Source organism: Sphingomonas sediminicola (genome assembly GCF_049991885.1).
GTDB lineage: Bacteria > Pseudomonadota > Alphaproteobacteria > Sphingomonadales > Sphingomonadaceae > Sphingomicrobium > Sphingomicrobium sediminicola.
This window is the reverse complement of sequence record NZ_CP178916.1, coordinates 1135606-1156589: the sequence shown is the minus strand read 5'-3', so window position 1 is coordinate 1156589 and position 20984 is coordinate 1135606. Positions and strand designations below refer to the sequence as shown.

General features: G+C 62.2%; 25 protein-coding genes. 13 read left to right on the top strand and 12 right to left on the bottom strand.

Features of this window, described 5'->3' with window-relative positions; translation table 11 throughout:
- The first annotated feature begins 30 nt into the window (after positions 1 to 30).
- Both recR and def read left to right on the top strand, forming a co-directional pair.
- Complete coding sequence (gene recR, locus ACMC5O_RS06010) at positions 31 to 627, top strand: recombination mediator RecR (protein ID WP_426693514.1); 597 nt, start codon at positions 31 to 33, stop codon at positions 625 to 627.
- A gap of 31 nt (positions 628 to 658) precedes the next feature.
- Positions 659 to 1186 carry a peptide deformylase gene (gene def, locus ACMC5O_RS06005; RefSeq protein WP_187709524.1) on the top strand — a complete coding sequence of 176 codons (528 nt, stop codon included), beginning with the start codon at positions 659 to 661 and terminating at the stop codon, positions 1184 to 1186.
- Here def and ACMC5O_RS06000 read toward each other — a convergent pair.
- A complete protein-coding gene (locus tag ACMC5O_RS06000; protein ID WP_187709525.1) occupies positions 1183 to 1584 on the bottom strand; it encodes a four-helix bundle copper-binding protein in 402 nt (133 codons plus the stop codon). The two genes, def and ACMC5O_RS06000, sit on opposite strands and share 4 nt — an antisense overlap.
- Positions 1585 to 1677: 93 nt before the next feature.
- Between ACMC5O_RS06000 and rmuC the strand changes: the two genes are divergently transcribed.
- The gene (gene rmuC, locus ACMC5O_RS05995) at positions 1678 to 3009 is read left to right on the top strand and encodes a DNA recombination protein RmuC (protein ID WP_187709526.1); all 1332 of its coding nucleotides are present in this window, start codon (positions 1678 to 1680) and stop codon (positions 3007 to 3009) included.
- A gap of 6 nt (positions 3010 to 3015) precedes the next feature.
- Here the strand turns inward: rmuC and ACMC5O_RS05990 are convergent, their stop codons facing one another.
- From ACMC5O_RS05990 to ACMC5O_RS05955, 8 genes are read right to left on the bottom strand one after another with little or no spacing between them, the layout of a single operon-like run.
- Complete coding sequence (locus ACMC5O_RS05990; protein ID WP_426693429.1) at positions 3016 to 3693, bottom strand: META domain-containing protein; 678 nt, start codon at positions 3691 to 3693, stop codon at positions 3016 to 3018.
- A 35-nt stretch (positions 3694 to 3728) separates the two neighbouring features.
- The gene (locus ACMC5O_RS05985; protein ID WP_426693428.1) at positions 3729 to 4532 is read right to left on the bottom strand and encodes a TrmH family RNA methyltransferase; all 804 of its coding nucleotides are present in this window, start codon (positions 4530 to 4532) and stop codon (positions 3729 to 3731) included.
- On the bottom strand, positions 4532 to 4804 hold the full coding sequence (locus ACMC5O_RS05980; protein WP_187709529.1) for an HPr family phosphocarrier protein: 273 nt from the start codon (positions 4802 to 4804) through the stop codon (positions 4532 to 4534). Before ACMC5O_RS05980 ends, ACMC5O_RS05985 begins: the two co-directional genes overlap by 1 nt.
- Positions 4801 to 5208 (bottom strand): PTS sugar transporter subunit IIA, encoded by a 408-nt coding sequence (locus ACMC5O_RS05975; RefSeq protein WP_187709530.1) that lies wholly within the window; start codon positions 5206 to 5208, stop codon positions 4801 to 4803. The genes ACMC5O_RS05980 and ACMC5O_RS05975 overlap by 4 nt, the downstream gene beginning before the upstream one ends.
- On the bottom strand, positions 5205 to 6155 hold the full coding sequence (gene rapZ / locus ACMC5O_RS05970; protein WP_426693427.1) for an RNase adapter RapZ: 951 nt from the start codon (positions 6153 to 6155) through the stop codon (positions 5205 to 5207). The genes ACMC5O_RS05975 and rapZ overlap by 4 nt, the downstream gene beginning before the upstream one ends.
- 10 nt (positions 6156 to 6165) lie before the next feature.
- On the bottom strand, positions 6166 to 6603 hold the full coding sequence (locus ACMC5O_RS05965) for an HPr kinase/phosphorylase (RefSeq protein ID WP_187709531.1): 438 nt from the start codon (positions 6601 to 6603) through the stop codon (positions 6166 to 6168).
- A complete protein-coding gene (locus ACMC5O_RS05960; protein ID WP_187709532.1) occupies positions 6600 to 8138 on the bottom strand; it encodes a sensor histidine kinase in 1539 nt (512 codons plus the stop codon). The genes ACMC5O_RS05965 and ACMC5O_RS05960 overlap by 4 nt, the downstream gene beginning before the upstream one ends.
- Positions 8131 to 8841, bottom strand: coding sequence for a response regulator transcription factor (locus ACMC5O_RS05955; protein ID WP_187709533.1), 711 nt, complete (start codon positions 8839 to 8841; stop codon positions 8131 to 8133). Before ACMC5O_RS05955 ends, ACMC5O_RS05960 begins: the two co-directional genes overlap by 8 nt.
- 249 nt (positions 8842 to 9090) lie before the next feature.
- On the opposite strand from ACMC5O_RS05955, the gene ACMC5O_RS05950 reads away from it, so the two are divergent.
- From ACMC5O_RS05950 to ACMC5O_RS05930, 5 genes are all read left to right on the top strand, one after another.
- On the top strand, positions 9091 to 10695 hold the full coding sequence (locus ACMC5O_RS05950; RefSeq protein ID WP_187709534.1) for a phosphoenolpyruvate carboxykinase: 1605 nt from the start codon (positions 9091 to 9093) through the stop codon (positions 10693 to 10695).
- 47 nt (positions 10696 to 10742) lie between these two features.
- Positions 10743 to 11189: a hypothetical protein gene (locus ACMC5O_RS05945; RefSeq protein WP_187709535.1), complete on the top strand. Its 447-nt coding sequence runs from the start codon at positions 10743 to 10745 to the stop codon at positions 11187 to 11189.
- Between the two features lie 292 nt (positions 11190 to 11481).
- Entirely contained in the window at positions 11482 to 11655 is a 174-nt protein-coding gene (locus tag ACMC5O_RS05940; protein WP_187709536.1) for a DUF465 domain-containing protein, read from the top strand.
- Position 11656: 1 nt separating this feature from the next.
- Positions 11657 to 11911, top strand: coding sequence for a zf-TFIIB domain-containing protein (locus tag ACMC5O_RS05935; protein WP_426693426.1), 255 nt, complete (start codon positions 11657 to 11659; stop codon positions 11909 to 11911).
- A 130-nt stretch (positions 11912 to 12041) separates the two neighbouring features.
- Positions 12042 to 13040: a TerC family protein gene (locus tag ACMC5O_RS05930; RefSeq protein WP_187709537.1), complete on the top strand. Its 999-nt coding sequence runs from the start codon at positions 12042 to 12044 to the stop codon at positions 13038 to 13040.
- Between the two features lie 67 nt (positions 13041 to 13107).
- Here ACMC5O_RS05930 and ACMC5O_RS05925 read toward each other — a convergent pair whose 3' ends face one another.
- Genes ACMC5O_RS05925 through ACMC5O_RS05915 form a run of 3 tightly spaced genes read right to left on the bottom strand, consistent with a single transcriptional unit; the run spans position 13108 to position 16426 of the window.
- The gene (locus ACMC5O_RS05925; RefSeq protein ID WP_246444492.1) at positions 13108 to 14952 is read right to left on the bottom strand and encodes a DUF885 domain-containing protein; all 1845 of its coding nucleotides are present in this window, start codon (positions 14950 to 14952) and stop codon (positions 13108 to 13110) included.
- A gap of 11 nt (positions 14953 to 14963) precedes the next feature.
- Positions 14964 to 15419: an NfeD family protein gene (locus tag ACMC5O_RS05920; protein WP_426693425.1), complete on the bottom strand. Its 456-nt coding sequence runs from the start codon at positions 15417 to 15419 to the stop codon at positions 14964 to 14966.
- Positions 15419 to 16426, bottom strand: a complete 1008-nt coding sequence (locus ACMC5O_RS05915; RefSeq protein WP_187709874.1) for an SPFH domain-containing protein — start codon at positions 16424 to 16426, stop codon at positions 15419 to 15421. The genes ACMC5O_RS05920 and ACMC5O_RS05915 overlap by 1 nt, the downstream gene beginning before the upstream one ends.
- An 88-nt stretch (positions 16427 to 16514) precedes the next feature.
- Between ACMC5O_RS05915 and ACMC5O_RS05910 the strand changes: the two genes are divergently transcribed.
- From ACMC5O_RS05910 to ACMC5O_RS05890, 5 genes are read left to right on the top strand one after another with little or no spacing between them, the layout of a single operon-like run.
- A complete protein-coding gene (locus ACMC5O_RS05910; protein WP_187709875.1) occupies positions 16515 to 17300 on the top strand; it encodes an HpcH/HpaI aldolase/citrate lyase family protein in 786 nt (261 codons plus the stop codon).
- Positions 17301 to 17304: 4 nt separating this feature from the next.
- Complete coding sequence (locus tag ACMC5O_RS05905; protein ID WP_187709539.1) at positions 17305 to 17763, top strand: NUDIX domain-containing protein; 459 nt, start codon at positions 17305 to 17307, stop codon at positions 17761 to 17763.
- A gap of 42 nt (positions 17764 to 17805) precedes the next feature.
- Positions 17806 to 19284, top strand: coding sequence for an IMP dehydrogenase (guaB, locus tag ACMC5O_RS05900; protein ID WP_426693424.1), 1479 nt, complete (start codon positions 17806 to 17808; stop codon positions 19282 to 19284).
- 3 nt (positions 19285 to 19287) lie between these two features.
- Complete coding sequence (locus tag ACMC5O_RS05895) at positions 19288 to 20463, top strand: RsmB/NOP family class I SAM-dependent RNA methyltransferase (protein WP_426693423.1); 1176 nt, start codon at positions 19288 to 19290, stop codon at positions 20461 to 20463.
- A gap of 25 nt (positions 20464 to 20488) precedes the next feature.
- Positions 20489 to 20983, top strand: coding sequence for a tetratricopeptide repeat protein (locus ACMC5O_RS05890; RefSeq protein WP_187709540.1), 495 nt, complete (start codon positions 20489 to 20491; stop codon positions 20981 to 20983).
- Position 20984 lies beyond the last annotated feature (1 nt).

The window sequence follows — 20984 nt, the reverse complement described above, 5'->3', positions numbered from 1 at the left end:
GCCACGGATTTTGCCTACCTCACCGCTGCAATGGCTTCGGAAGAGATCGAGGCGCTCGCAGGCGCGCTGGCAAAGCTGCCGGGGCTCGGCCCCCGTTCGGCGCGCCGTGCGGTGCTTCACCTCATGAAGAAGCGCCAGACGGCACTGGAGCCTCTCCTGTCGGCCCTCCAGCGCGTCTCCGAGAAGCTTTCGACCTGCTCGATCTGCGGAAACGTGGATACCTCCGACCCGTGCGCCATCTGCCGGGACCCGCGCCGGGACGAGAAGAGCCTCTGCGTTGTCGAGGAAGTTGCAGATCTCTGGGCGCTGGACCGCTCTCGGCTATTCCCCGGACGCTATCATGTTCTTGGAGGCCGCCTTTCGGCGCTGGAAGGCGTCCGCCCCGAGGACTTAGCCATCGACAGCTTAATTCACCGAGTGAATTTCGGAGGGATCGAAGAGGTCGTGCTGGCAATGAACGCAACGCTGGAAGGCCAGACGACCGCTCACTATCTCGCCGAGCGGCTCGAAAAGTTTCCGATCCGCCTCACGCAGCTCGCTCACGGCCTGCCCGTGGGTGGGGAACTGGACTATCTAGACGAGGGCACGCTCGCGCAGGCCCTTAGAGCAAGGCGTCCCATTGCTTGAAGCGACTGGGCTGAAAGACTAAATCACCGACATGGCAATTCGAACGATCGTTGAAGTTCCCGACCCGCGTCTACGCGAGATCTCCAAGCCCGTGGAAGGCGTGGACGACGAACTGCGCACGCTCGTCGCCGACATGTTTGAGACGATGTACGAAGCGCCAGGCATCGGTCTTGCAGCGATCCAGGTCGGCGTTCCCAAGCGCGTGCTGGTGATCGACCTCCAGGAACCGGAAGAGGAGGGCGGCGATCCGGTCAAGGACCCGCGCGTCTTCATCAACCCTGAAATCCTCCGGACGTCCGATCAGGATGTGCCCTACACCGAGGGTTGCCTGTCGGTGCCCGACCAGTTCGCCGAAGTGGACCGCCCGGACCGCATCCGCGCCCGGTGGATGGAACTCGACGGTAAGGTCCGCGAGGAAGAGATCGAGGGCCTGCTAGCCGTCTGCCTCCAGCACGAGATGGATCACCTGGAAGGCGTGCTGTTCATCGATCATCTGTCGCGCCTGAAGCGCAACATGATTCTCAACAAGCTCGCCAAGCAGAGAAAAGTCGCGGCTTAGGCCATAACCGGCGTCACCGACGCCGCCGCATTCCTGCAATCCTCGGCACATTCGCGGCAGATCTGCGCGCAGAGCCTGCAATGCTCGTGGTCATGCTTCTCGCATTCAGCGGCGCAGGCCTCGCAGACTCGGGCGCATAGTTCGAGCACTTCGCGGACAACGTCGTCGTTGGACCCGGTCCGGCGTAAACCGACGCGGCATGCAGCCTCACAAATATCAGCGCAGTCGAGGCAGCTTCGAATGCACTGCGTCATGTCCATCTTCTCGGCCGCGCAGGCGTCCGCGCAGCTGAGGCACATCTTCGCGCAGTACATCAGATGATGGACGGCATCGCCTAGTGGCTGATTCACGTGGCCGTGAACGTCGGGGTGAAGGCTGATCATCTTGCGGATGGACATTGAAATTCTCTCCTCGCTCTGACCCTCAACGTTCCGCTTGAGCACCGGGTCCGACGGTCGTAAGTTCACATTTCGTTCCGTGGGGGAATCGAGATGGGTGTGGGGCTTGTAGCATTCGTTGTCGCCGCTTTGGCAGTCGGCGCTGTAATTGGCTGGCTGATCGGCAGCCGTGACGGCGTCGGCGCGAGGCAGACCGTTGATAGCCTGCGCCTGCAGCTGGATGAAGTCGTCAAGGAACGAGATGCGAATCGCGGTGCTGCGCAAGAGCTAGCGGCGCTCAAGGCAGTACAGGATGAGCGCGAGCGGGCGTTTGAGGAGCGGCTCGCCGAGCTGACAGCCGCGCGGGAAGCTTTGTCGGCCCAATTCGCGGAAGTTGGCGGCAAGCTCCTCGAGGGCGCGCAGAAACAATTCCTGGAGCGGGCAGACCAACGATTCCGCCAGTCGGAAGAAACCGCCGGCACGAGCCTCAAAGCACTGCTGCAGCCGGTTCATGATCGTCTCCAGCGTTACGAAGAGGTGGTGACGAAAGTCGAGGAGGAGCGGCGCAAGGATTTCGGCCTGCTCACCGGCCACATCGAAGCGATGAGGAGCGGCACTGAGCGGGTTTCTGCGGAGGCCGCCAAGCTTGTGAACGCCCTTCGCAATGCCCCGAAGGCTCGCGGCCGCTGGGGCGAGCAGCAGCTTCGCAATGTCCTCGAAAGCTGCGGGCTCACCGAACATTGCGACTTCGAGACCGAAGTGAGCCAGTCGGATGGAGAGGGCGGCCGGCTAAGGCCTGACGTCACTCTGCGCGTTCCGGGCGGTCAGAGCCTGGTGATCGATGCCAAGGTCAGCCTAAATTCCTATCAGGATGCGTTCGGAGCAGTCGATGAGACTGAGCGGGCGATGCACCTCACTGCCCATGCCGCAGCTATCAAGAATCACGTCAACACCTTGGGCAACAAGGCCTATTGGGCACAGTTCGACGACGCACCCGACTATGTCGTGATGTTCATCCCCGGTGAGCACTTCCTATCGGCTGCCCTGGAGCAGGACAGTAAGCTCTGGGATTACGCGTTCGAGCGCCGGGTACTTCTGGCGACCCCAACCAACCTGATCGCAATCGCGCGCACGGTTGCGGCTGTCTGGCGTCAGGAAAAGCTGGCCAAGGAAGCACGGCAGATCGGCGAGCTCGGCAAGGAGCTTTACGACCGTCTCGCCAAAGCCGCGCAAGATCTCAAGCGTGTCGGCGGCGGGCTGACCACTGCTGTCAACAATTACAACAGCTTCGTCTCATCTTTTGAGAGCCGATCTTTGGTTACTGCCCGCAAGTTCCGCGACCTCAACATTGAGCCCGGAGCTCGCGAAATCGAGATCGTGCAGCCCGTCGAAGCGCTGCCGCGATACAACGACGACGAAGAGCAGCCGCAGATCGCAGCAGAGTAGTTTGGCCTAGTAGGTCCGGCGAAGGTCGATCCGGCCGACGCTATTGCTCAGCGTCATGCGGTCGCCACTCGAGGTGATCGTCACCGGCTGCGCGAGGATTGCGCCTCCCTGGTTTTCGAAGCTCATCGCCGGATCGGGACAGAACATGCGCGTAGCTGCCAAGGGACCTACCGTCAGCACATTGCCGTTCTGGCTGTAGCTTCCACCCATGCCATTGCAGCCGAACCTGGCGCCGATGCGGTTGGCCTCGAACTGTACGTAATACTGGCCTTGCGGAGGCGTAACGCGACCATTCACGGCTTCGACGCGCCAATTGGTGCCTGCCAGTCCCGAGGGCGCTACGGGATCGCCCCCACAGCCATTGAAGCGGCGTCCGTCGATGTCGACCTGAACCCGGTCGCGATAGCCTTGCCCCGACATGACGTCGGTGCACTGCGCATGGACGATGTTCACGCCGATGCGCGGCGTCTGATAGATCTCACCGGCAATGCCGATGATCGCCTGCGGCCGCGGCTGTCGCACCGGCTGTCCGCCCGCTGGAATGAAGGTGAGGTCGCGCTCGTCGATGACCAGGGTCCAGCCCGGCTCCTGTCCAACGGCCCTATAAGGAGCGCTCGATGGCGGAGGATAGGTGAGACAGCCGCTCAAGAGCAGGGCGGAAAGGGGTGCGAGCCAAAGTTTCATAACCGGAACAGCCTTCGCAGTTGATTGCCGGTTCCTTATTGGTCTCGCCAGCTTGCCCTAACCTGAAAGGCCATGACGGCCGCTGCAATGGCCGCGTTGAGGCTGTCTGCCCGTCCGGCCATCGGGATCTTCACGAGGGTATCGCACTCTTCCTCATAGGCTGCCGGCAGCCCTTGCTGCTCGTTGCCGATCAGAAGGAAGCAGGGCCGCGTGTATTCGACCTCGAGATAGTCGTTGGTGGCTTTGAGGCTGGTACCGACGAGTTGGCCCGATCCCCCGCGCAGCCAGGTCACGAACTCGCTCCATGGCGCTTTCGCGACCTTCTGCGTGAAGATCGCGCCCATCGATGCGCGGACGGCCTCAACGGAATAGGGGTCGGCGCTGTCGTCGATAAGGATCAGCCCACCGGCACCGACCGCGTCGCCCGTTCTCAGGATCGTGCCGATATTGCCGGGGTCGCGCAGTGCCTGGGCGACGAACCATAATGGTGCGGAGGAGCGGTCGATCGCCGACAGGATGGTTTCCGGCTGCCCGTAGGCGCCCAGGATCATTTGCGGGTTATCCTTGCCCGATGTTTTCGAGAGGATGTCCGGCGTCGTTTCTATAGCGTCGCCGCCGGCGGCTTCCGTTGCGCCGATGATTTCGGACGCAAGGGGATGGCGTGCTCCTTCGGCCGAGAACATGATGATTTCAGGCAACCGGCCGCTGTCCCGCGCTTCGGCGATGATCCTCAAACCCTCGGCGAGGAACAGCCCTTCTTCCTTGCGCGCTTTCTTGTCGCGGAGGGAGCGGAGCCTCTTGACGGTCGCATTGGAGAAAGCGGTGACCTCGCGGGGCATTATTCTTCCCCGAACCGCTCCTCGACAAGCGTCGCAAGCTTCTCGAGCGCATCCTCGGCATTCGTGCCGGAGACATAAATCACGATCGAATCACCTTTGGCCGCGCCGAGCATCATCAAGCCCATGATCGAGGTTCCGCAGACCTTGTTTCCATCCTTCTCGACCTCAACAGTCGCATCCAGGCCGCTGGCAAGATTAACGAATTTAGCGCTCGCCCTCGCGTGGAGGCCGCGCTGGTTGGTGATCTGGACCTCGCGCCTCAGCGCGTTCAAGCGGCCGCTTCCCCGAGGATCTCGGAAGCGACCGAGATGTATTTCCGCCCAGCCTCGCGCGCTGCAGCGACCGCAGCGTGGACACCCATGACCTTGCGGGCGCCTTCGAGGCGGATGAGCATGGGCAGGTTCACGCCCGCGATTACCTCGATGTTCTCGGTCTTCATCAACGAGATGGCGAGGTTGGAGGGCGTTCCGCCGAACAGGTCGGTGAGGATGATCACGCCCTTGCCCCGGTCGACCCGGGCAATGGCGTCGGCGATGTCCTGACGCCTGGCTTCCATGTCGTCATCCGGGCCGATGCAGATCGGCTCGATCGCCTCCTGCGGCCCAACGACATGCTCCATGGCAACCACGAATTCAGCCGCAAGGCGGCCATGGGTCACCAGTACCAATCCGATCATTCGTTCAACTCACTTCCAGAATCGCCGCTAGAAACATCGGCTGCGGCGTGCCCCGGATCTTCCTCAATCGTGTCGCTCGGCTGCGAGGCCAGGTCACGATGGCGGACATTTGGCGAAAAACCCGCCCTCCGCAACCGTTCGGACATTTCCTCCGCAGCGCGGACGGACCGATGCCTTCCCCCGGTACAGCCGAAAGCCACGGTGACGTAGCTTTTGCCGGCGGCCCAGTAGCGGGGAATCCAGTCGGTGAGAAGCGCTTCAAGTCGGTCCATGGCCTGGAACCAGGCCGGGTCCTTTTCCAGGTGTTCGCGAACCGGCATGTCCAGTCCTGTCAGAGGGCGAAGCTCGTGCACCCAGTGAGGATTATCCAAAAACCGCATGTCGAACATCAGGTCTGCAGTTCGCGAGACTCCGCGGGCGTACCCAAATGAGACAATCGTCAGCACCGGCTCGTCGCTGTCGCTCGGATATCGGCGGCGGAGCTCGTCACGAAGCTCTGTGGGCGTGAGGTCCGTCGTATCGATGATATTGTCGGCTGCCGCGCGCAACGGCGCGGTGATATCGCGCTCGCGGGCAATGCCGTCCTCGGCGGGACGATCGGCAGCGAGCGGGTGCCTCCGGCGCGTTTCGTTGTAACGGCGCATCAGCTCAGTGCCGGCGCAGTCGAGGTACAGGATCTCGCCTCGTACGCCGTGGATCGATCGGATGAGCTGAGTGAGCGCCGATGCGTCAAAGCCTCGGCTTCGGACGTCCATTCCAACGGCCGCCGGGGCCAGCCGGCATTCCTTCTCGCCGCTTCCGTGAACGAAACTGTTCAGCAGCGACACAGGGAGATTGTCCACGCAATCCCACCCCATGTCTTCCAAAGCGTCGAGGACGCTGGACTTGCCGGCACCGGACATGCCGGTCACGAGCAGGAGGCGAGGGGGACTACGGCGGGAAGACACCGCCGATGTGTTAGAGCTTCAGCCCGAGCCGGTCGAGAGCAAGTGCAACCTTGGAGGCGGCCGATGCGGTCAGCGCGTCGACGCTGACCAGCGGCAGGTTCACGCCCAGCACCGGACGCTCGCGGCGGTCGTCCGGAAGCCGCATGATTTCGCTGGTGAGCTCCACATAGAGGGCTACGGGCACATCGCTCACCGTTTCCATGTCGACGATTCCGATGCCCCGGATCTCGAGCTTTCCCGCGATGTTCGGCGGAGCGCTGGCGATCAGCTTGTCACCCTCGCGGCGGACGATGGTCTGGTCGTCGCTGACCAGGGTGAAGCCGCGGTCGAGGAGGCGAAGCGCGAGATCCGACTTTCCCGACCCAGACGGCCCGGAAATCAGGATAGCGCGCCCTTCGGATGCGACGGTGCTCGCGTGAACCGTTTCAGAAGAGAGTAGGCGGTTCATGCTGCCTCCGTTGCCGGCAAGGTGATGGTGAAGCGGGCACCCGAAGGAGCGTCGTCGCGGTCCTGCACGTCAATTTCCCCGTCGTGTCCTTCGACGATCGCCCGGGCGATCGCCAGACCGAGTCCCGAGTGCCGCCCGAAATGTTCTTCCTCCGGCCTGATTGAGTGAAACCTGTTAAAGATGGCTTCACGCGCTTCCTCGGGCACGCCGGGGCCTTCGTCATCGATCCGTATCCTGACTTCGTCACCGACGCGGGCCGCTGCGATTTCGACGAGTCCGCCAGGCGGCGAGAAGCTGATCGCATTGTCGATGATATTGTCGATCGCACGGACCAGGCGGTTCGCATCGCCGAGCACGACGGCCGTCGCCCTGCGCGGCCTGGCGAAAGCGAGGTGCGCGTCGCCCTTCTCGCGGCGGTGCTCCCAGGACGACACGAGCTGTTCGATGACTGGGCCGAGGTCCACGGGCTCGAACTTGGCGCGGGCAAGTTCAGCGTCCGTCCGCGCTGCTTCGCTGATGTCGCCGATGAGGCGATCGAGGCGGACGACGTCGTCTTTCGCTACCGCGAGGAGCTGCAGCTTCAGCTTCGGGTCTTCAACTCGGTCGAGGCCATCCAGCGCCGAGCGGAGCGATGCGAGCGGGTTCTTCAGCTCATGCGTCACGTCGGCCGCGAAGTGCTCGATATTGTCCATTCGCTGTCGGAGCGACTGGCTCATGTCGGAGACGGAGCGGGCAAGCTGGCCGATCTCATCGGTCCTGGATGGCAGGCGAGGGACCTTTACCTCCCGTGCCCGGCCCAGCCTGACGCGGTGAGCCGCAAGCGCAATTCTCCTTAGCGGACGGACGATGGTGCGGGCGAGGAAGAGCGACAGAAGCACGGACAGGACCACCGCGATTGCCATCGCAATGGCGAGGGAGGTCCGCTGGCTTCGAATTGTTCGAGTGAATTCACGGTCGTTGGTGGTCAGGAGGACAGTTTCCTCGCCAACAGGAGCCGCCGCGGAAAAAACGGGAGTGAGGTCGGGGGCGTTGCGGACCTTGGTCACGGCCTGTCCCGTCTGCCTGGCGTACGTTCCTTCCGACCAGGATTGCAGCTTGTCTTCCGCGGGCTCGATGAAGTCGTCAAGCGGCTTGGCGCCGACGAGCGCGTTGAACCCCCGGTCGAGAGCGCGCGCCGCGTCCTTGTTCCATTTCTGGGTCGTTGGATCGCGAAGCGTGTAGGTCGGACCGGTCGCTTTCCAGCTGTCGGACCTCAGGGATCCGTCGCTTCCGTAAAGGCGGATGCGGCTGCCCGTCGATTTGGCGAGCGACAACAGCACCGAGTCGCGCGCCGGGGCGGGGGTCATGGCCAGCACGCTGGCGGTCATCTCGGCTTCGCGATGGATGAGCGTCAGCCTTTCCTCGCTCAGCTGGTTGCGAAAGGCGTCCAGGTAGAGAACACCGAACGCCAGAAGGACGATCGTCAGCAGGTTCACCGCGAGGATGCGGCGGGTGAGCGGCAACTGGCCGAACCAGTTGGGACGACGCTTACTCATCCTGGAACTTGTAGCCTACGCCGTAGAGCGTCTCGATGGCATCGAACTCCGGGTCGACAGCGCGGAACTTGCGGCGCATGCGTTTGATGTGGCTGTCGATGGTTCGATCGTCGACATAGATGTCGTCGTGATAGGCGACATCGAGGAGCTGGTTCCGGGTCTTTACGACCCCCGGACGTTGCGCCAGCGCTTCGAGGATCAGGAACTCCGTGACCGTCAGGGTCACATCCTTGCCGCCCCAGATGACCTTGTGGCGGGCGGGATCCATCACCAGCCGGCCACGCTCGAGCAGAACAGGCTCAGGCTCCGGCGCAGCGGATGACGCAACGCCCTTTGCCAGTTCCTGCCTGCGCAGGATTGCCCGAACGCGTGCGACCAGAAGCCGCTGCGAAAAGGGTTTGGCGATATAATCGTCGGCACCCATCGCGAGGCCCAGGGCCTCGTCAAGTTCATCGTCCTTCGACGTCAGAAAGATAACCGGCATCGGGCTGAATTCGCGGACGCGTCGGAGAAGCTCCATTCCATCCATTTGCGGCATCTTGATATCGAACACACCGAGGTCCGGCTGCTTGTCCGCAAAGGCCTTTAGGGCGACCGTCGGGTCGGTGTAGACCCGAGTCACGAATCCTTCCGCCTGCAATGCGATCGAGACGGAAGTCAGGATGTTGCGGTCGTCGTCGACCAGCGCGATCTCGTGGCTCATCCGCGACGGATAGATAGGCCAATCCCCTTAAACAAGCGGGGCCCCGACGAGCGACGTTTCGGCAAAATAATGGCCCTGAAATTTCAACTGCTTATTGGAAGCGCTTCCATTGTATCCGGCTGATACAGACTCGGCGAACCGCTTTGACGCGGCGAGATTTTCGGAGTTATAGGCGCCGTACGCATACGTATGCGGCGGCAGGCCAGCCCGGTCGCCGCCGTTTAATTTATTGAACGAAGGGGATTTTACGTGACTGACCGGGTGCCGCGCTTCGGCCTCAACGACCAGGGTATCGCGACGAGTGCAGAGGTCCACTGGAACCTGCAGACCGCACCTTTGGTCGAGGCCGCGGTTCAGCGCGGTGAGGGCCAGCTGGCGAAGGACGGTCCCCTCGTCGTCCGCACGGGCAAGCACACCGGCCGTTCCGCCAACGACAAGTTCACGGTCCGCGATGCCGAGACCGAAAATACCGTCTGGTGGGGCAAGTCGAACAAGCCGATGGAGCCGGGAGCGTTCGCGGCGCTCAAGGCCGACTTCCTCGATCACCTGAAGGGTCGCGACACCTTGTTCGTCGCCGATCTGTTCGGCGGTTCGCAGCCCGAGCACCGGGTCAACGTTCGCGTCATCAATGAATACGCCTGGCACAACCTCTTCATCCGCACGATGCTGGTGCGGCCAGAGGCGAGCGAGCTCGCCGGCTTCGTGCCCGAGTTCACGATCATCGACCTTCCGAGCTTCCGTGCCAACCCTCAGCGTCATGGCTGCCGCAGCGAGACCGTGATCGCGGTCAATTTCAGCGAAAAGCTGATCCTGATCGGCGGCACCGAATATGGCGGCGAGATGAAGAAGTCCGTCTTCGGCATCTTGAATTACCTGCTCCCGGCGGACGGCATCATGCCGATGCACTGCTCTGCCAACATCGGCCCAAGGGGTGATACCGCGATCTTCTTCGGCCTCAGCGGCACTGGGAAGACGACCCTGTCGGCTGACCCGAACCGCACGCTTATCGGCGACGATGAGCATGGCTGGTCGGACACGGCGGTCTTCAACTTTGAAGGCGGCTGCTACGCGAAGATGATCCGCCTTTCGGCCGAGAGCGAGCCGGAGATCTATGCGACCACCAAGCGCTTCGGCACGGTGCTCGAGAACGTGGTGATGGACCCCGAAACGCGTGAGCTCGATCTCGACAGCGCGGAATATGCCGAGAACAGCCGCGGCGCCTATCCGATCGACTTCATCCCGAACAGCTCCGACAAGAACATGGGGCCGGTTCCGAAGAACGTCGTGATGCTGACGGCTGACGCGTTCGGCGTCCTGCCGCCGATCGCGAAGCTGACTCCCGACCAGGCAATGTACCACTTCCTGTCCGGATACACCGCCAAGGTCGCCGGAACGGAGATCGGCGTCACCGAGCCGGAAGCGACTTTCTCGACCTGTTTCGGCGCACCGTTCATGCCTCGCCATCCGTCGGTGTACGGCAATTTGCTCAAGGAGCGGATTGCCAGAGGCCATGTCGACTGCTGGCTGGTCAACACCGGCTGGACCGGCGGCAAATATGGCGTCGGCAAGCGCATGCCGATCCAGGCCACCCGCGCGCTGCTCAATGCGGCGCTCGATGGCAGCTTGAAGAACGCGGAGTTCCGCAAGGATCCGAACTTCGGCTTCGACGTCCCGGTTGAGCTGCCCGGCGTCACGAACATTCTCGATCCCCGCAGCACTTGGGATGACACGGCCGAGTACGACCGGACCGCGGCCAAGCTAGTCGACCTGTTCGTCGAGAACTTCGCGCAGTTTGCCGACCAAGTGGACGAGGGCGTCCGACAAGCCGCGCCCAAGGTTCCCGCCGCCGCATAATTGCCCGGTCATCAAGGATCGGGCTCCCAATTTCAGGACCCGATCTAATGACCGAATATTCGCCACGACTTTTTTCGGCTGACGCCGAGATCGAGCATCTCGGGGAAGGGCTTCTCGCATGCACCTTGCCCCGCGAAGCCTGGACACACGAAGCTCACCTAGCCGCGACGACCTACCTCCTGCTTCGACGGCTCGACATTCATCTCGATGCCGAACTTCCGAGCATCATCCGTCGCTTCAACAAAAGCGTGGGCGGGGTGAACAGCGATACCGAAGGCTATCACGAAACAATCACGCGAAGCTTCCTGCACGGCGTTCGCCTGTTCCTTGAGCGCGCTGATACGAGCGAGCCGCTTCACATGCTCGTCAACGAGCTGCTTATCTCTCCAATGGGGCGTCGAGACTGGCCGCTCAGATTCTATAGCCGTGAGCTTCTATTCTCCGTCGAAGCGAGGCGATGGCACGTACCGCCCGACCTCGCGGTCATGCATTGAAGGTCGAATGTTCGCAATCTTCAGGATGGTGAAGGCCTCAGAATGGACTACTCCGCTACAACCCCTTGCCAAGGCGCGCATAAGTCGCAGCCTCCATCCCAATCCTCTTGAACTAGCGAACAGCAGCAAATATGTAAGCCTTGCGGACCGGGCCCCTCTGGCGGCTGTCCTTCGGGACATTCGTGATGTCGGACCGCATCGGTTGATCCGGTGCGTTCGATGGGCTGTCAGCATTCCCAGAGCACAATCGGGTCTCCGATCAAACCTCGGTTTGAAGGAAGAGGAGACACGTATGAATTCGCGTCTGTACACGCTGCTCGAGGCGCACCAGCGCATCGATGGCCAACTTCATCTCGAACAGCAACGCCGCTGGAAGGACTGGTTCAGAATCGCGCGACTGAAGAAGCTGAAGCTGCGCGTGAAGGACCTGATCCGTCGGCAGTCCCTCCAGGCAGGGAGGACTTGAGATGCAGTGCCCGACTTGTGCGACCCCGTTGACTATGTCGGAACGGCAGGGGATCGAGATCGACTATTGCCCGTCCTGCCGGGGCGTGTGGCTGGACCGCGGCGAGCTCGACAAGATCGTCGAGCGAAGCGGCGCCAGCGCGCCTGCCCGGCCGGTTCGCGAAACCTCCGGTGATCGGCACTGGGATGACGATCGTCATCACGGCCGGCACTATGGCAAGCGACGGAAGAGCTTTCTCGAAGAGCTGTTTGACTGACCGGGGGCGCCGCCGCCGGTTGGCGGTGGTGGCGCCCTCTCATCCCATCCGGGCCCCTCTGGCGGACGAATTGGTCCGTGATGTCGGACGGGAACGCTCCATGGCGGAGCGCTGACAAAGGGACCTGAAAATGGAAATTCTGTTCTTCGACTGGCTCGGTAAGCCGCTTTGGATGTGGCTCGGTTTCATCGGCGTGGTCGTCGCTTTGCTCGTGCTCGACCTTGGCGTGCTACACCGCAAGCAACGCGAGATCGGCGCGCGCGAAAGCATTCTTATGTCCGCGTTCTACATCCTGCTCGGCCTCGGTTTCGGCGGCTGGGTGTGGTGGTACATGGGGCCGACCGCCGGCATGAATTACGTTACCGGCTTCGTCATCGAGAAGAGCCTTGCGATGGACAATGTGTTCGTCATCGCAATGATCTTCACCTACTTTGCTGTTCCCCGCGAATATCAGCACCGGGTGCTCTTTTGGGGCATAATCGGCGTAATCGTCCTTCGCGCGATCATGATCGGGCTCGGCGCAACGATCGTCAGTCAGTTCGGCTGGGTGCTCTACATCTTCGCGGCGTTTCTGATCGTCACAGGCATCAAGATGTGGGTGTTCGCCGACAAGGAATATGACGTCGGTTCCTCGCCGGTGCTCCGCTGGGTCCGGAAGCGGTTCAACGTCACGGATGCCTTTCATGGCAACCGTTTCTGGGTTCGTCTGCCTTCTGGAAAGGGCAGAAACGCAGGCTTGTTCATGACGCCCTTGTTCCTGTCATTGGCGATGGTGGAAGTCGTCGACGTCGTCTTCGCGGTCGACTCGGTACCCGCCATCTTCGCGATCACGACAGACCCCTTCATCGTCTACACCTCGAACATCTTCGCCGTGCTCGGCCTGCGCGCCCTCTATTTCGCGCTGGCAGCGATGGTGCACCGATTCCACTACCTCAAGTACGCCCTTAGCGTGTTGCTGGTATTTATCGGCTCCAAGATCTTCGTTGCCGACGCTCTCGGCATCGCAAAGGTTCCCCCACTCTTGTCGTTGTCGGTGACCTTTGCAATCCTCGCGGCCGGCGTCGGCTATTCGCTATGGAAGACGGGCGGGAGGTCCGAGCAGGGACCGCCCGCTCCAGCAAAGAGCTAAGATCGAACCAGCCATGGGCGGGAGATCGCAACTCCCGCTCAGACGGCAGCAGCCAGCTGGTCGCTCCTTAGCCGCGCGCCTTGGCTATGTATTCGTCGACGTTCTTGGCGAGCACGTCCATCGGGACGTTGCCGCCAAGGACGACGGCATCGTCGAAGGCCTTGATGTCGAACCGCGAGCCAAGTGCCGCCTTCGCCTTGTCGCGCTGGCGGTTGATGGTCGTGTGACCGACCTTGTAGCCGCATGCCTGGCCGGGCCAACTGCAGTATCGGTCGACTTCGCTTGCCACTTCCTCGGCCTTCGAGCCGTTCTCGTTGACGAAGAAGTCCACCGCCTGCTGGCGCGACCAGCGCTTGGCGTGGAGGCCCGTATCGACGACCAGGCGGCAGGCTCGGAAGGCGATGCCCTGTAGGTAACCCAGGCGGCCGGCCGGGAAGTCGTCATAGACTCCGAACTCATCGGCGAGCTGCTGCGCGTAGAGCGCCCAGCCTTCGGAATAGGCGTTGAACGACAGCAACGTTCTGATGAGCGGCAGCTTGTTCGCATATTCGCCCTGCCAGACATGGCCCGGTATCGCCTCATGATGGGTGAGGTCGGGGAGGTCGAATTTGGTGTGAAGCTCGGTCGTCCGCAGATTGATCCAGAACTTGCCGGGGATAGACCCGTCGATCGACCCTGCTCCACCATAGGCGCCAGGTGCGCCGGGCTCTTCTTCGGGTGGAAGACGGCGAACTTCCAGATTGCCCTTCACCATCGTGTTGAACATCTGTGGGAGCTTCGAGCGGATGATCCGCAGCCGCTCGTTGATAAAGGCGAGGATCTCAGCGCGGCCCTTGTCGCCGGGCGAGAACTTGTAGCGCGGATCCTTGCCAAGCGCCTGCATCCGCTCGCCGACCGAACCTTTGGTGTAGCCAAGGCTTTTCAGGATCGGGTCCATCCGGGCCTGCAGGGCGCGAAGCTCCTCCAGGCCCATCTGGTGGACCTCATCGGGCGTCATTGTCGTGGTCGTCGAAGCCTTCAGAGCCCAGGCGTAGTACCCATCGCCGTCCTTGCGTGCCCACATTCCGGGATCGCTCTTGGCCAATCCGCGCTGGAGCGTGAGTTCGGCGATCTGGCGCTCTAGCGCGGGCGCAACCTGCTGCTGGACGATGGCGCGGGCCTGCTCGGCCCAATTGCCCGAAATGTTCTTCTCGCGGGTGCGGCGTTCGATGGATTCGACCAGCCCACCGCCCCTGCGGGCACCGTCCAGCGATTGGCCAAGCTGCTTCAGCGCCTTGTCGAGCAGGAAGTCGGGTGGGATCAGGCCCTTGTAGCGGGCCATGATCACTCGCCCGAGTTCATTGTCGAGCTGCTCGGGGTAGGACTTGAGCCTCGCGATGTAGGCATCTGCGTCGTCGCGTGTCGCAATCTGATGCTCGGAATCGAGGAAGCGCGGAGTGTCGAGGTAGGCGCCCACATTCTGGATGACCACGTAGGGCGTGTTCCGCCAGCTGCCGACGGCAACGTCGCCATAAGGCTGCATGAAGCCTTCAAGTGCATTCGCGTAGGCACTCCGGACGACTTCGACGCTGGTGCGAACCGAGTGCGAAAGCGCGGAAACGTCGATTGCATTGGCCCGTGCGAGGTCGCCGCGGAGCGTCTGTGCAAGCCTCTGCTGCCCGATGCCCGAACGGTCGCCGAGCTGCGAACGAAGGGCGATATGCTCGCCCTTGTCGATTCCCAGTGACGTGGCGGATTCTGGCGACTGGCGAAGCAGGTTCTCGGCAATTGAATCGAGAAGCGCCGAGGCCTGGGCGTCGGCGGATGTTGTCTGTGCAAAGGCCGGCGAGAGACCGCCGCTCAAGAACGGAAGGGCGGCGCTGGCCGAAAGGGCTGCAACCGCCTCGCGGCGGCTCAGGAACAATTCTGACAAATTAAACTCCGTCAGCTGGGGGGAAGTTGACGCTCAGGCTCGACGAGGAGGCAGTTTCCATCAACCCCCGTTATGCGAACGCGCTCGCCAGGACGACCGGGGCCACCACGCGCCGACCATTCGCTATCGCCGACGCGGACGCGTCCCGAATGCTCGTCGACCGTCTCGATGACCGTGACGCTCTTACCGACCATGCGCGCGACCCGATCATTGAGCAGCGGGTCGCTGCTATCCGCGGCCTGGTTGGCGTAGACTTTCCTGCCGATCATCACCGCAACAAGCGCATAGATCGTGAACAGGATCAGCTGGAACGCCAGCGGCATCCCGAACAGCAAAGTGAATGCTCCGGTGGCGAGCGCCGCCACTCCGATGAAGACGAGAAAGAATCCCGGCGCGATGATCTCGGCGATCAGCAGCAGGATACCCCCGATCATCCACAGCCAGCCGGGCTCCAGATTGTCGATCATTAGCCTTCAATCCTCGGAGCGCCGGGGACGGAAGGCGGCGCGCCGCGACTTGCTTTGATCTCCGATTTGACCCGCGGTGCAGCACTCACCTTTTCGCCGCCTGCGCCAAAGGCTTCGCGCGCCAATTCGCCGATCCCGCCCAGCGTCCCCATCAGCTGGGTCGCTTCGACCGGGAATAAGATGGTCTTCGCATTAGGCGAGGTTGCGAACTTCCCCAGCGCCTCGACATATTTCTGAGCGATGAAATAGTTGATCGCCTGGCTCGATCCGCCTTCGATCGCGTCGCTTACCGATTTGGTTGCATTGGCTTCGGCAGCTGCCGCACGCTCGCGCGCCTCGGCTTCCCGGAAGGCAGCTTCCTTCAGGCCTTCCGCCTGTAATATCTTGGCCTGCTTCTCGCCCTCGGCGCGCAGGATCTCCGACTGGCGCATACCTTCCGATTCGAGGATGGAAGCGCGCTTCTCGCGCTCAGCCTTCATCTGGCGGGTCATGGCATCGACGATGTCGCGCGGAGGACGGATGTCCTTCAATTCGACCCGCGTGATCTTCACACCCCACGCCTCGGTCGCATGGTCGACGACCGCAAGCAGGCGCGCGTTGATCTCGTCGCGCTTCGACAAAGTCTCGTCGAGATCCATCGAACCCATCACCGTACGAAGATTGGTCGTCGAGAGCGCCATGATCGCCGTGTAAAGATCGCTCACCTCGTAGGCGGCCTTTGCGGCATCCAGAACCTGGAAGAATACGACGCCGTCAACGGCGACCATCGCATTGTCCTTGGTGATGATTTCCTGCCCGGGGATATCGACCACCTGCTCCATGACGTTGATCTTGTGGCCAACGCGGTAAAAGAAAGGAGGGACGAAATTGAAACCGGGTTGCCCGACGCGAACGAAACGCCCGAAATGCTCGATCGTGTAGCGATAACCCTGGTGGACGATCTTGACGCCGATCATGACGTAAAGAAGCGCTAGAACTGCAACTGCGGTCATGAACGTAGTCAGCATCATATCCCCCAAAACATCATTCTCGGCATATTGATGTGGCTGGAAGCGGAACGAAAGGAAAATCGAGGTGACTTCGGACTTGTTCGCGATGCGCTCGATCCTGTTTCTGCCTGCCTCGAACCCTCGGGCTATTGCGAAGGCGCGAGAGAGTGCGGCGGACCTGATCGTCCTGGACCTCGAAGATGCGGTCAAACCGGCTGACAAGAGGGAGGCGCGGGCTGCGGCGGTCGACGCCGTGACGTCAGACTGGCCGATGCCGGTCGCCATTCGCGTCAACGGAGTAGGGACCGAATGGCATTCGCTCGATATCGACGCGGTCGCCCGATCGAAATGCGACGTTGCAGTTCTCCCGCGTGCCTCGTCTGGTCATCTTGTCCGCGATGTCAGGGAGGCCATTGGCAAGCCCCTGTTGGCGATGATCGAGACGGCCGCGGGAGTGCTGGCGGCGTCCGAGATCGCGCGCGAAGTTGGGGCGCTGATCGCCGGAACGAACGATCTCCGAACCGACCTTCGCCTGCCTCTCGATGCGACGCGGGAGCCGATTTCGACGGCACTCCAGCTAATCGTCCTAGCAGCACGAGCGCACGGCATCCCGGCGTTCGACGGGGTGTACAATCGCCTTAGCGATATCGACGGGTTCATCGCTGAGTGCATCCATGGACGTACATTCGGCTTCGACGGGAAGTCGTTGATTCATCCCGACCAGATCGGACCGTGCAACGAGGCCTTTGGCCCCAGCGAGGACGAAGTGGAAAGCGCGCGCCGGCTGGTGGAAGCTTTCAGCGGCGGCGCCGAGCGGTTCGAGGATCGGATGATCGAACGCATGCACGTCGAGGCCGCGCGGCGCGTTCTCGAACGCGCAGGACAGCCCTAACCGAATGCTGAACCGCCTCTTGCGGGCCGGAGCGAGGGCCTTTCACAAGATGCTCACGGTTGGATGGTTCTTCCGCCGACCAAGAACGTTTGGCGCTCACGCGATCGCACTTACGCCCAATGGTCGCCTGATCTTGGTGAAGCTTTGGTATGCGCCAGGGTGGCGGCTGCCGGGCGGAGGACGAGATGCGGCCGAGCCGGCGGCAGACGCCGCCCTTCGCGAACTTCGCGAAGAGATTGGGATGACCTCGCATGGCGAGGTCAAACTATCGTGCGAGCTAGAGGAATCGGTCGACTTCAAGCGCGATAACTGCTCGCTCGTGGTCGTCCGTGACGTGGAATACCGACCCAGGCGCTGGAGCTGGGAAGTTGAGAAGGTCTGTGACGCGCCGCTCAACGACCTGCCTGTCAATCTATCGCCTCAAACCCGCCGCTGGCTGAATTCCGTCGGGCCGCTCGTCTAGCCCGCCCCTTGGCGAATCGACGGAACCTTGGCATGGGCCGATATGGCCCCACACAACGATTCCCCCGAAATCCCGCTCGGACTGACGTTCGACGACGTCCTCTTGCAGCCGCTTGAATCCTCGGTCCTGCCGAGCCAGGCTGACACTAGCACCCAGCTCACCCGCGAAATCCCGCTCAACATTCCGTTGCTTTCGTCGGCGATGGACACGGTCACCGAAGCCGACATGGCGATCGCCTTGGCGCAACTCGGCGGCATCGGCGTGCTCCACCGCAATCTTAGCGCTGAAGAACAGGCTGCCGCCGTCCGCGCCGTGAAGCGGTTCGAGAGCGGCATGGTCGTTAATCCGATCACGATGACGCCGGATCAGAAGCTAGCCGAGGCGCTGGAGCTGATGAAGGCGAACCGGATCAGCGGCATTCCAATCGTCGAGAAGTCCGGAAGGCTCTGCGGCATTCTCACCAACCGCGACGTTCGCTTCGCTGAGCACCCTGACCAGGCGGTTTCGGAGCTTATGACCAAGGAAAATCTCGCTGTCGTTGGGCTCGGCACAAGCGGCGAGGTCGCCCGCCGGATCCTTCACCAACGAAGAATCGAGAAGCTACTGGTCGTCGACGACCGTAACCACCTGGTTGGGCTTATTACCGTCAAGGACATCGAGAAAGCGGTGGCGGCTCCCCACGCAACCAAGGATGCGGAAGGTCGGCTTCGAGTAGCCGCCGCGACCACCGTAGGGGATGCGGGCTTTGAACGGTCGCAGGCCCTGATCGATGCGGGCTGCGACTGTATCGTCATTGACACGGCCCATGGCCACAACACGGAAGTCGCTCGCGCCGTCGAGCGAGTGAAGACCATGTCGAATTCGGTGCAAGTTGTCGCCGGCAACGTCGCTACTGGAGATGCCGCCAAGGCGCTCGTCGACGCCGGCGCTGACGCAGTGAAGGTCGGCATTGGACCGGGATCAATCTGCACGACGCGTGTCATCGCGGGTGTCGGCGTCCCGCAACTGACAGCGATCATGGAAAGCGCGCGTGCAGCCTCGCAAGCGGGTGTGCCGGTGATCGCTGACGGCGGCATTCGCACCAGCGGAGACATTGCCAAGGCTCTGGCCGCTGGCGCTTCGACCGTGATGGTCGGATCTCTTCTGGCAGGCACTGAAGAGGCGCCCGGTGAGACGTTCCTGTACCAGGGCCGAGCCTACAAGAGCTACCGCGGCATGGGCTCGGTCGGGGCGATGGCCCGCGGTTCGGCCGACCGTTATTTCCAGCAGGATATCAAGGACCAGCTGAAGCTGGTGCCGGAGGGGATCGAGGGGCAGGTCCCGTACAAAGGCCCAGTTCGCGATATCGTTCACCAGCTTGTCGGAGGCGTGAAGGCGGCGATGGGATACACGGGGTCTGAGACCATTCGGGACCTGCAGCAGCGTGCGAAGTTCGTTCGAATCACAAATGCCGGGTTGTCGGAGAGTCACGTCCACGACGTCGCGATCACTCGCGAGGCGCCCAATTATCCGACACGCTAAGCTATGACACCGGCCGCGAGACTTCAGGCGGCGATCGAAGTTCTGGATGAGGTAATCGTCTCCGCGCGCGACGATGGGCCGCCCGCGGACACGATCGTCACGCGCTATTTCAAGACACGCCGTTACGCGGGGTCAAAGGATCGCCGTGCTGTTCGGGAACTGGTTTTCCGCGCGATCCGCGTAGTTGCGGATCGTCCGGAGAGCGGACGCGCGGTCGTCCTGGCGCTCACACAGCAGGATCCAGAGCTGCTCGATTTGTTCGGCGAGCCTCGCGGACCGGAGCCACTTGTTAACGGCGAGGCAAGTGCCGAGACTGGATATGTTCCCGGTTGGTTGCAGGACGAACTGTCACCGCTCGTCGCACCGGAGGAATGGCCCGCGCTTTTGGATCGCGCGCCGCTCGATATTCGGGTGAACATCGCCCGAGCTGCTCGCGAAGATCTGATTGCCCAATTCGAGGATGCGGAGCCGACTCCGCTGAGCCCGTGGGGCGTCCGCCTGATCACAGAAACGCGTCTGGACGATAATCCGGCATTTGCTGATGGTCTGATCGAAGTTCAGGACGAAGGCAGCCAGCTCATCGCGCTCGCCTGTGGGCCAAAGCCGGGTGAACGTATTCTCGACCTTTGTGCAGGGGCCGGCGGAAAGGCGCTGGCGCTCGCAGCCGCCGAACCTTCGGCTGTCATCGTTGCGACAGATACAAACCGCGCCAGGCTTTCCAATCTCGTGCGACGCGCAGATCGAGCAAAGGCGAGGATTGAGGCCCGTCTGCTAAATCCCAATGAAGAGCTGTCGCAGCTTCCCGATTGGGTGGGGCAGGGGGATGTCGTCCTCGTCGACGCTCCTTGCTCAGGCAGCGGCACCTGGCGGCGCAATCCGGAAGGCCGCTGGCGCCTGACGCCGGCAAGGTTCGACCGGGTCGTGGCGCTTCAATCGCGCTTGCTCGATATCGCGGCCGAGCTTGTCAAGCCGGGGGGGCGGATCGTCTATGCGGTTTGTTCTCTGCTGTCCCGCGAGGGGGCAGGCCAAATTCAGGACTTCCTCAGCCGCCGTTCATCGTGGATCGTCGAGGAAACGCCAATCGCTGCCGGGCGTTGGGATGATGTCGGAAAGCTTTTGACTCCGGGTCACGACGGCACCGATGGCTTTTTCGTCGCGCGGCTGGTTAGCCCATGTTAGAACCGCCGGGCCCGAGGAGATGAGGATGCGCCTTTTGCCCCCAGTTTTGATTGCCGGTATCGCAGCAGCGCTGGTCGCGACCGCAGCGGTCGGCCAGCGGCCTGACGATCAGCTTTCTCCGCGTTCGGTTGAGTTGTTCCGCCAGGGTCAGACGCACCTGGCGGCGGGTCGCTTTGTCGAGGCAGACGAGGCGTTCGAAACCTCGCTCGCAGTCGATCCGCGCAACCGCGCCGCTTACAATGCGCTCGCTCGCGTCGCGCAGCGTCAGAAGCTGTTCGGCCAGTCGATCCGCTTCACCAAGAAAGCGCTTCTCCTTGAGCCGAACGATCGCGACGCAATCGCCATCCAGGGCGAGGCAATGGTCGAGCTGGGCGCCGTGGCCCGCGCGAAGGAAAACCTCGTAAAGCTTCAGAAGCTTTGCCCGACGGGCTGCACTCAGCTCGCAGAGCTCTCCGCGACGATCAATCGCGGTCCGACGGTCGCTTCGGCCAAGCCGCCGGAAGTTCCGAAGAGCAACTAGA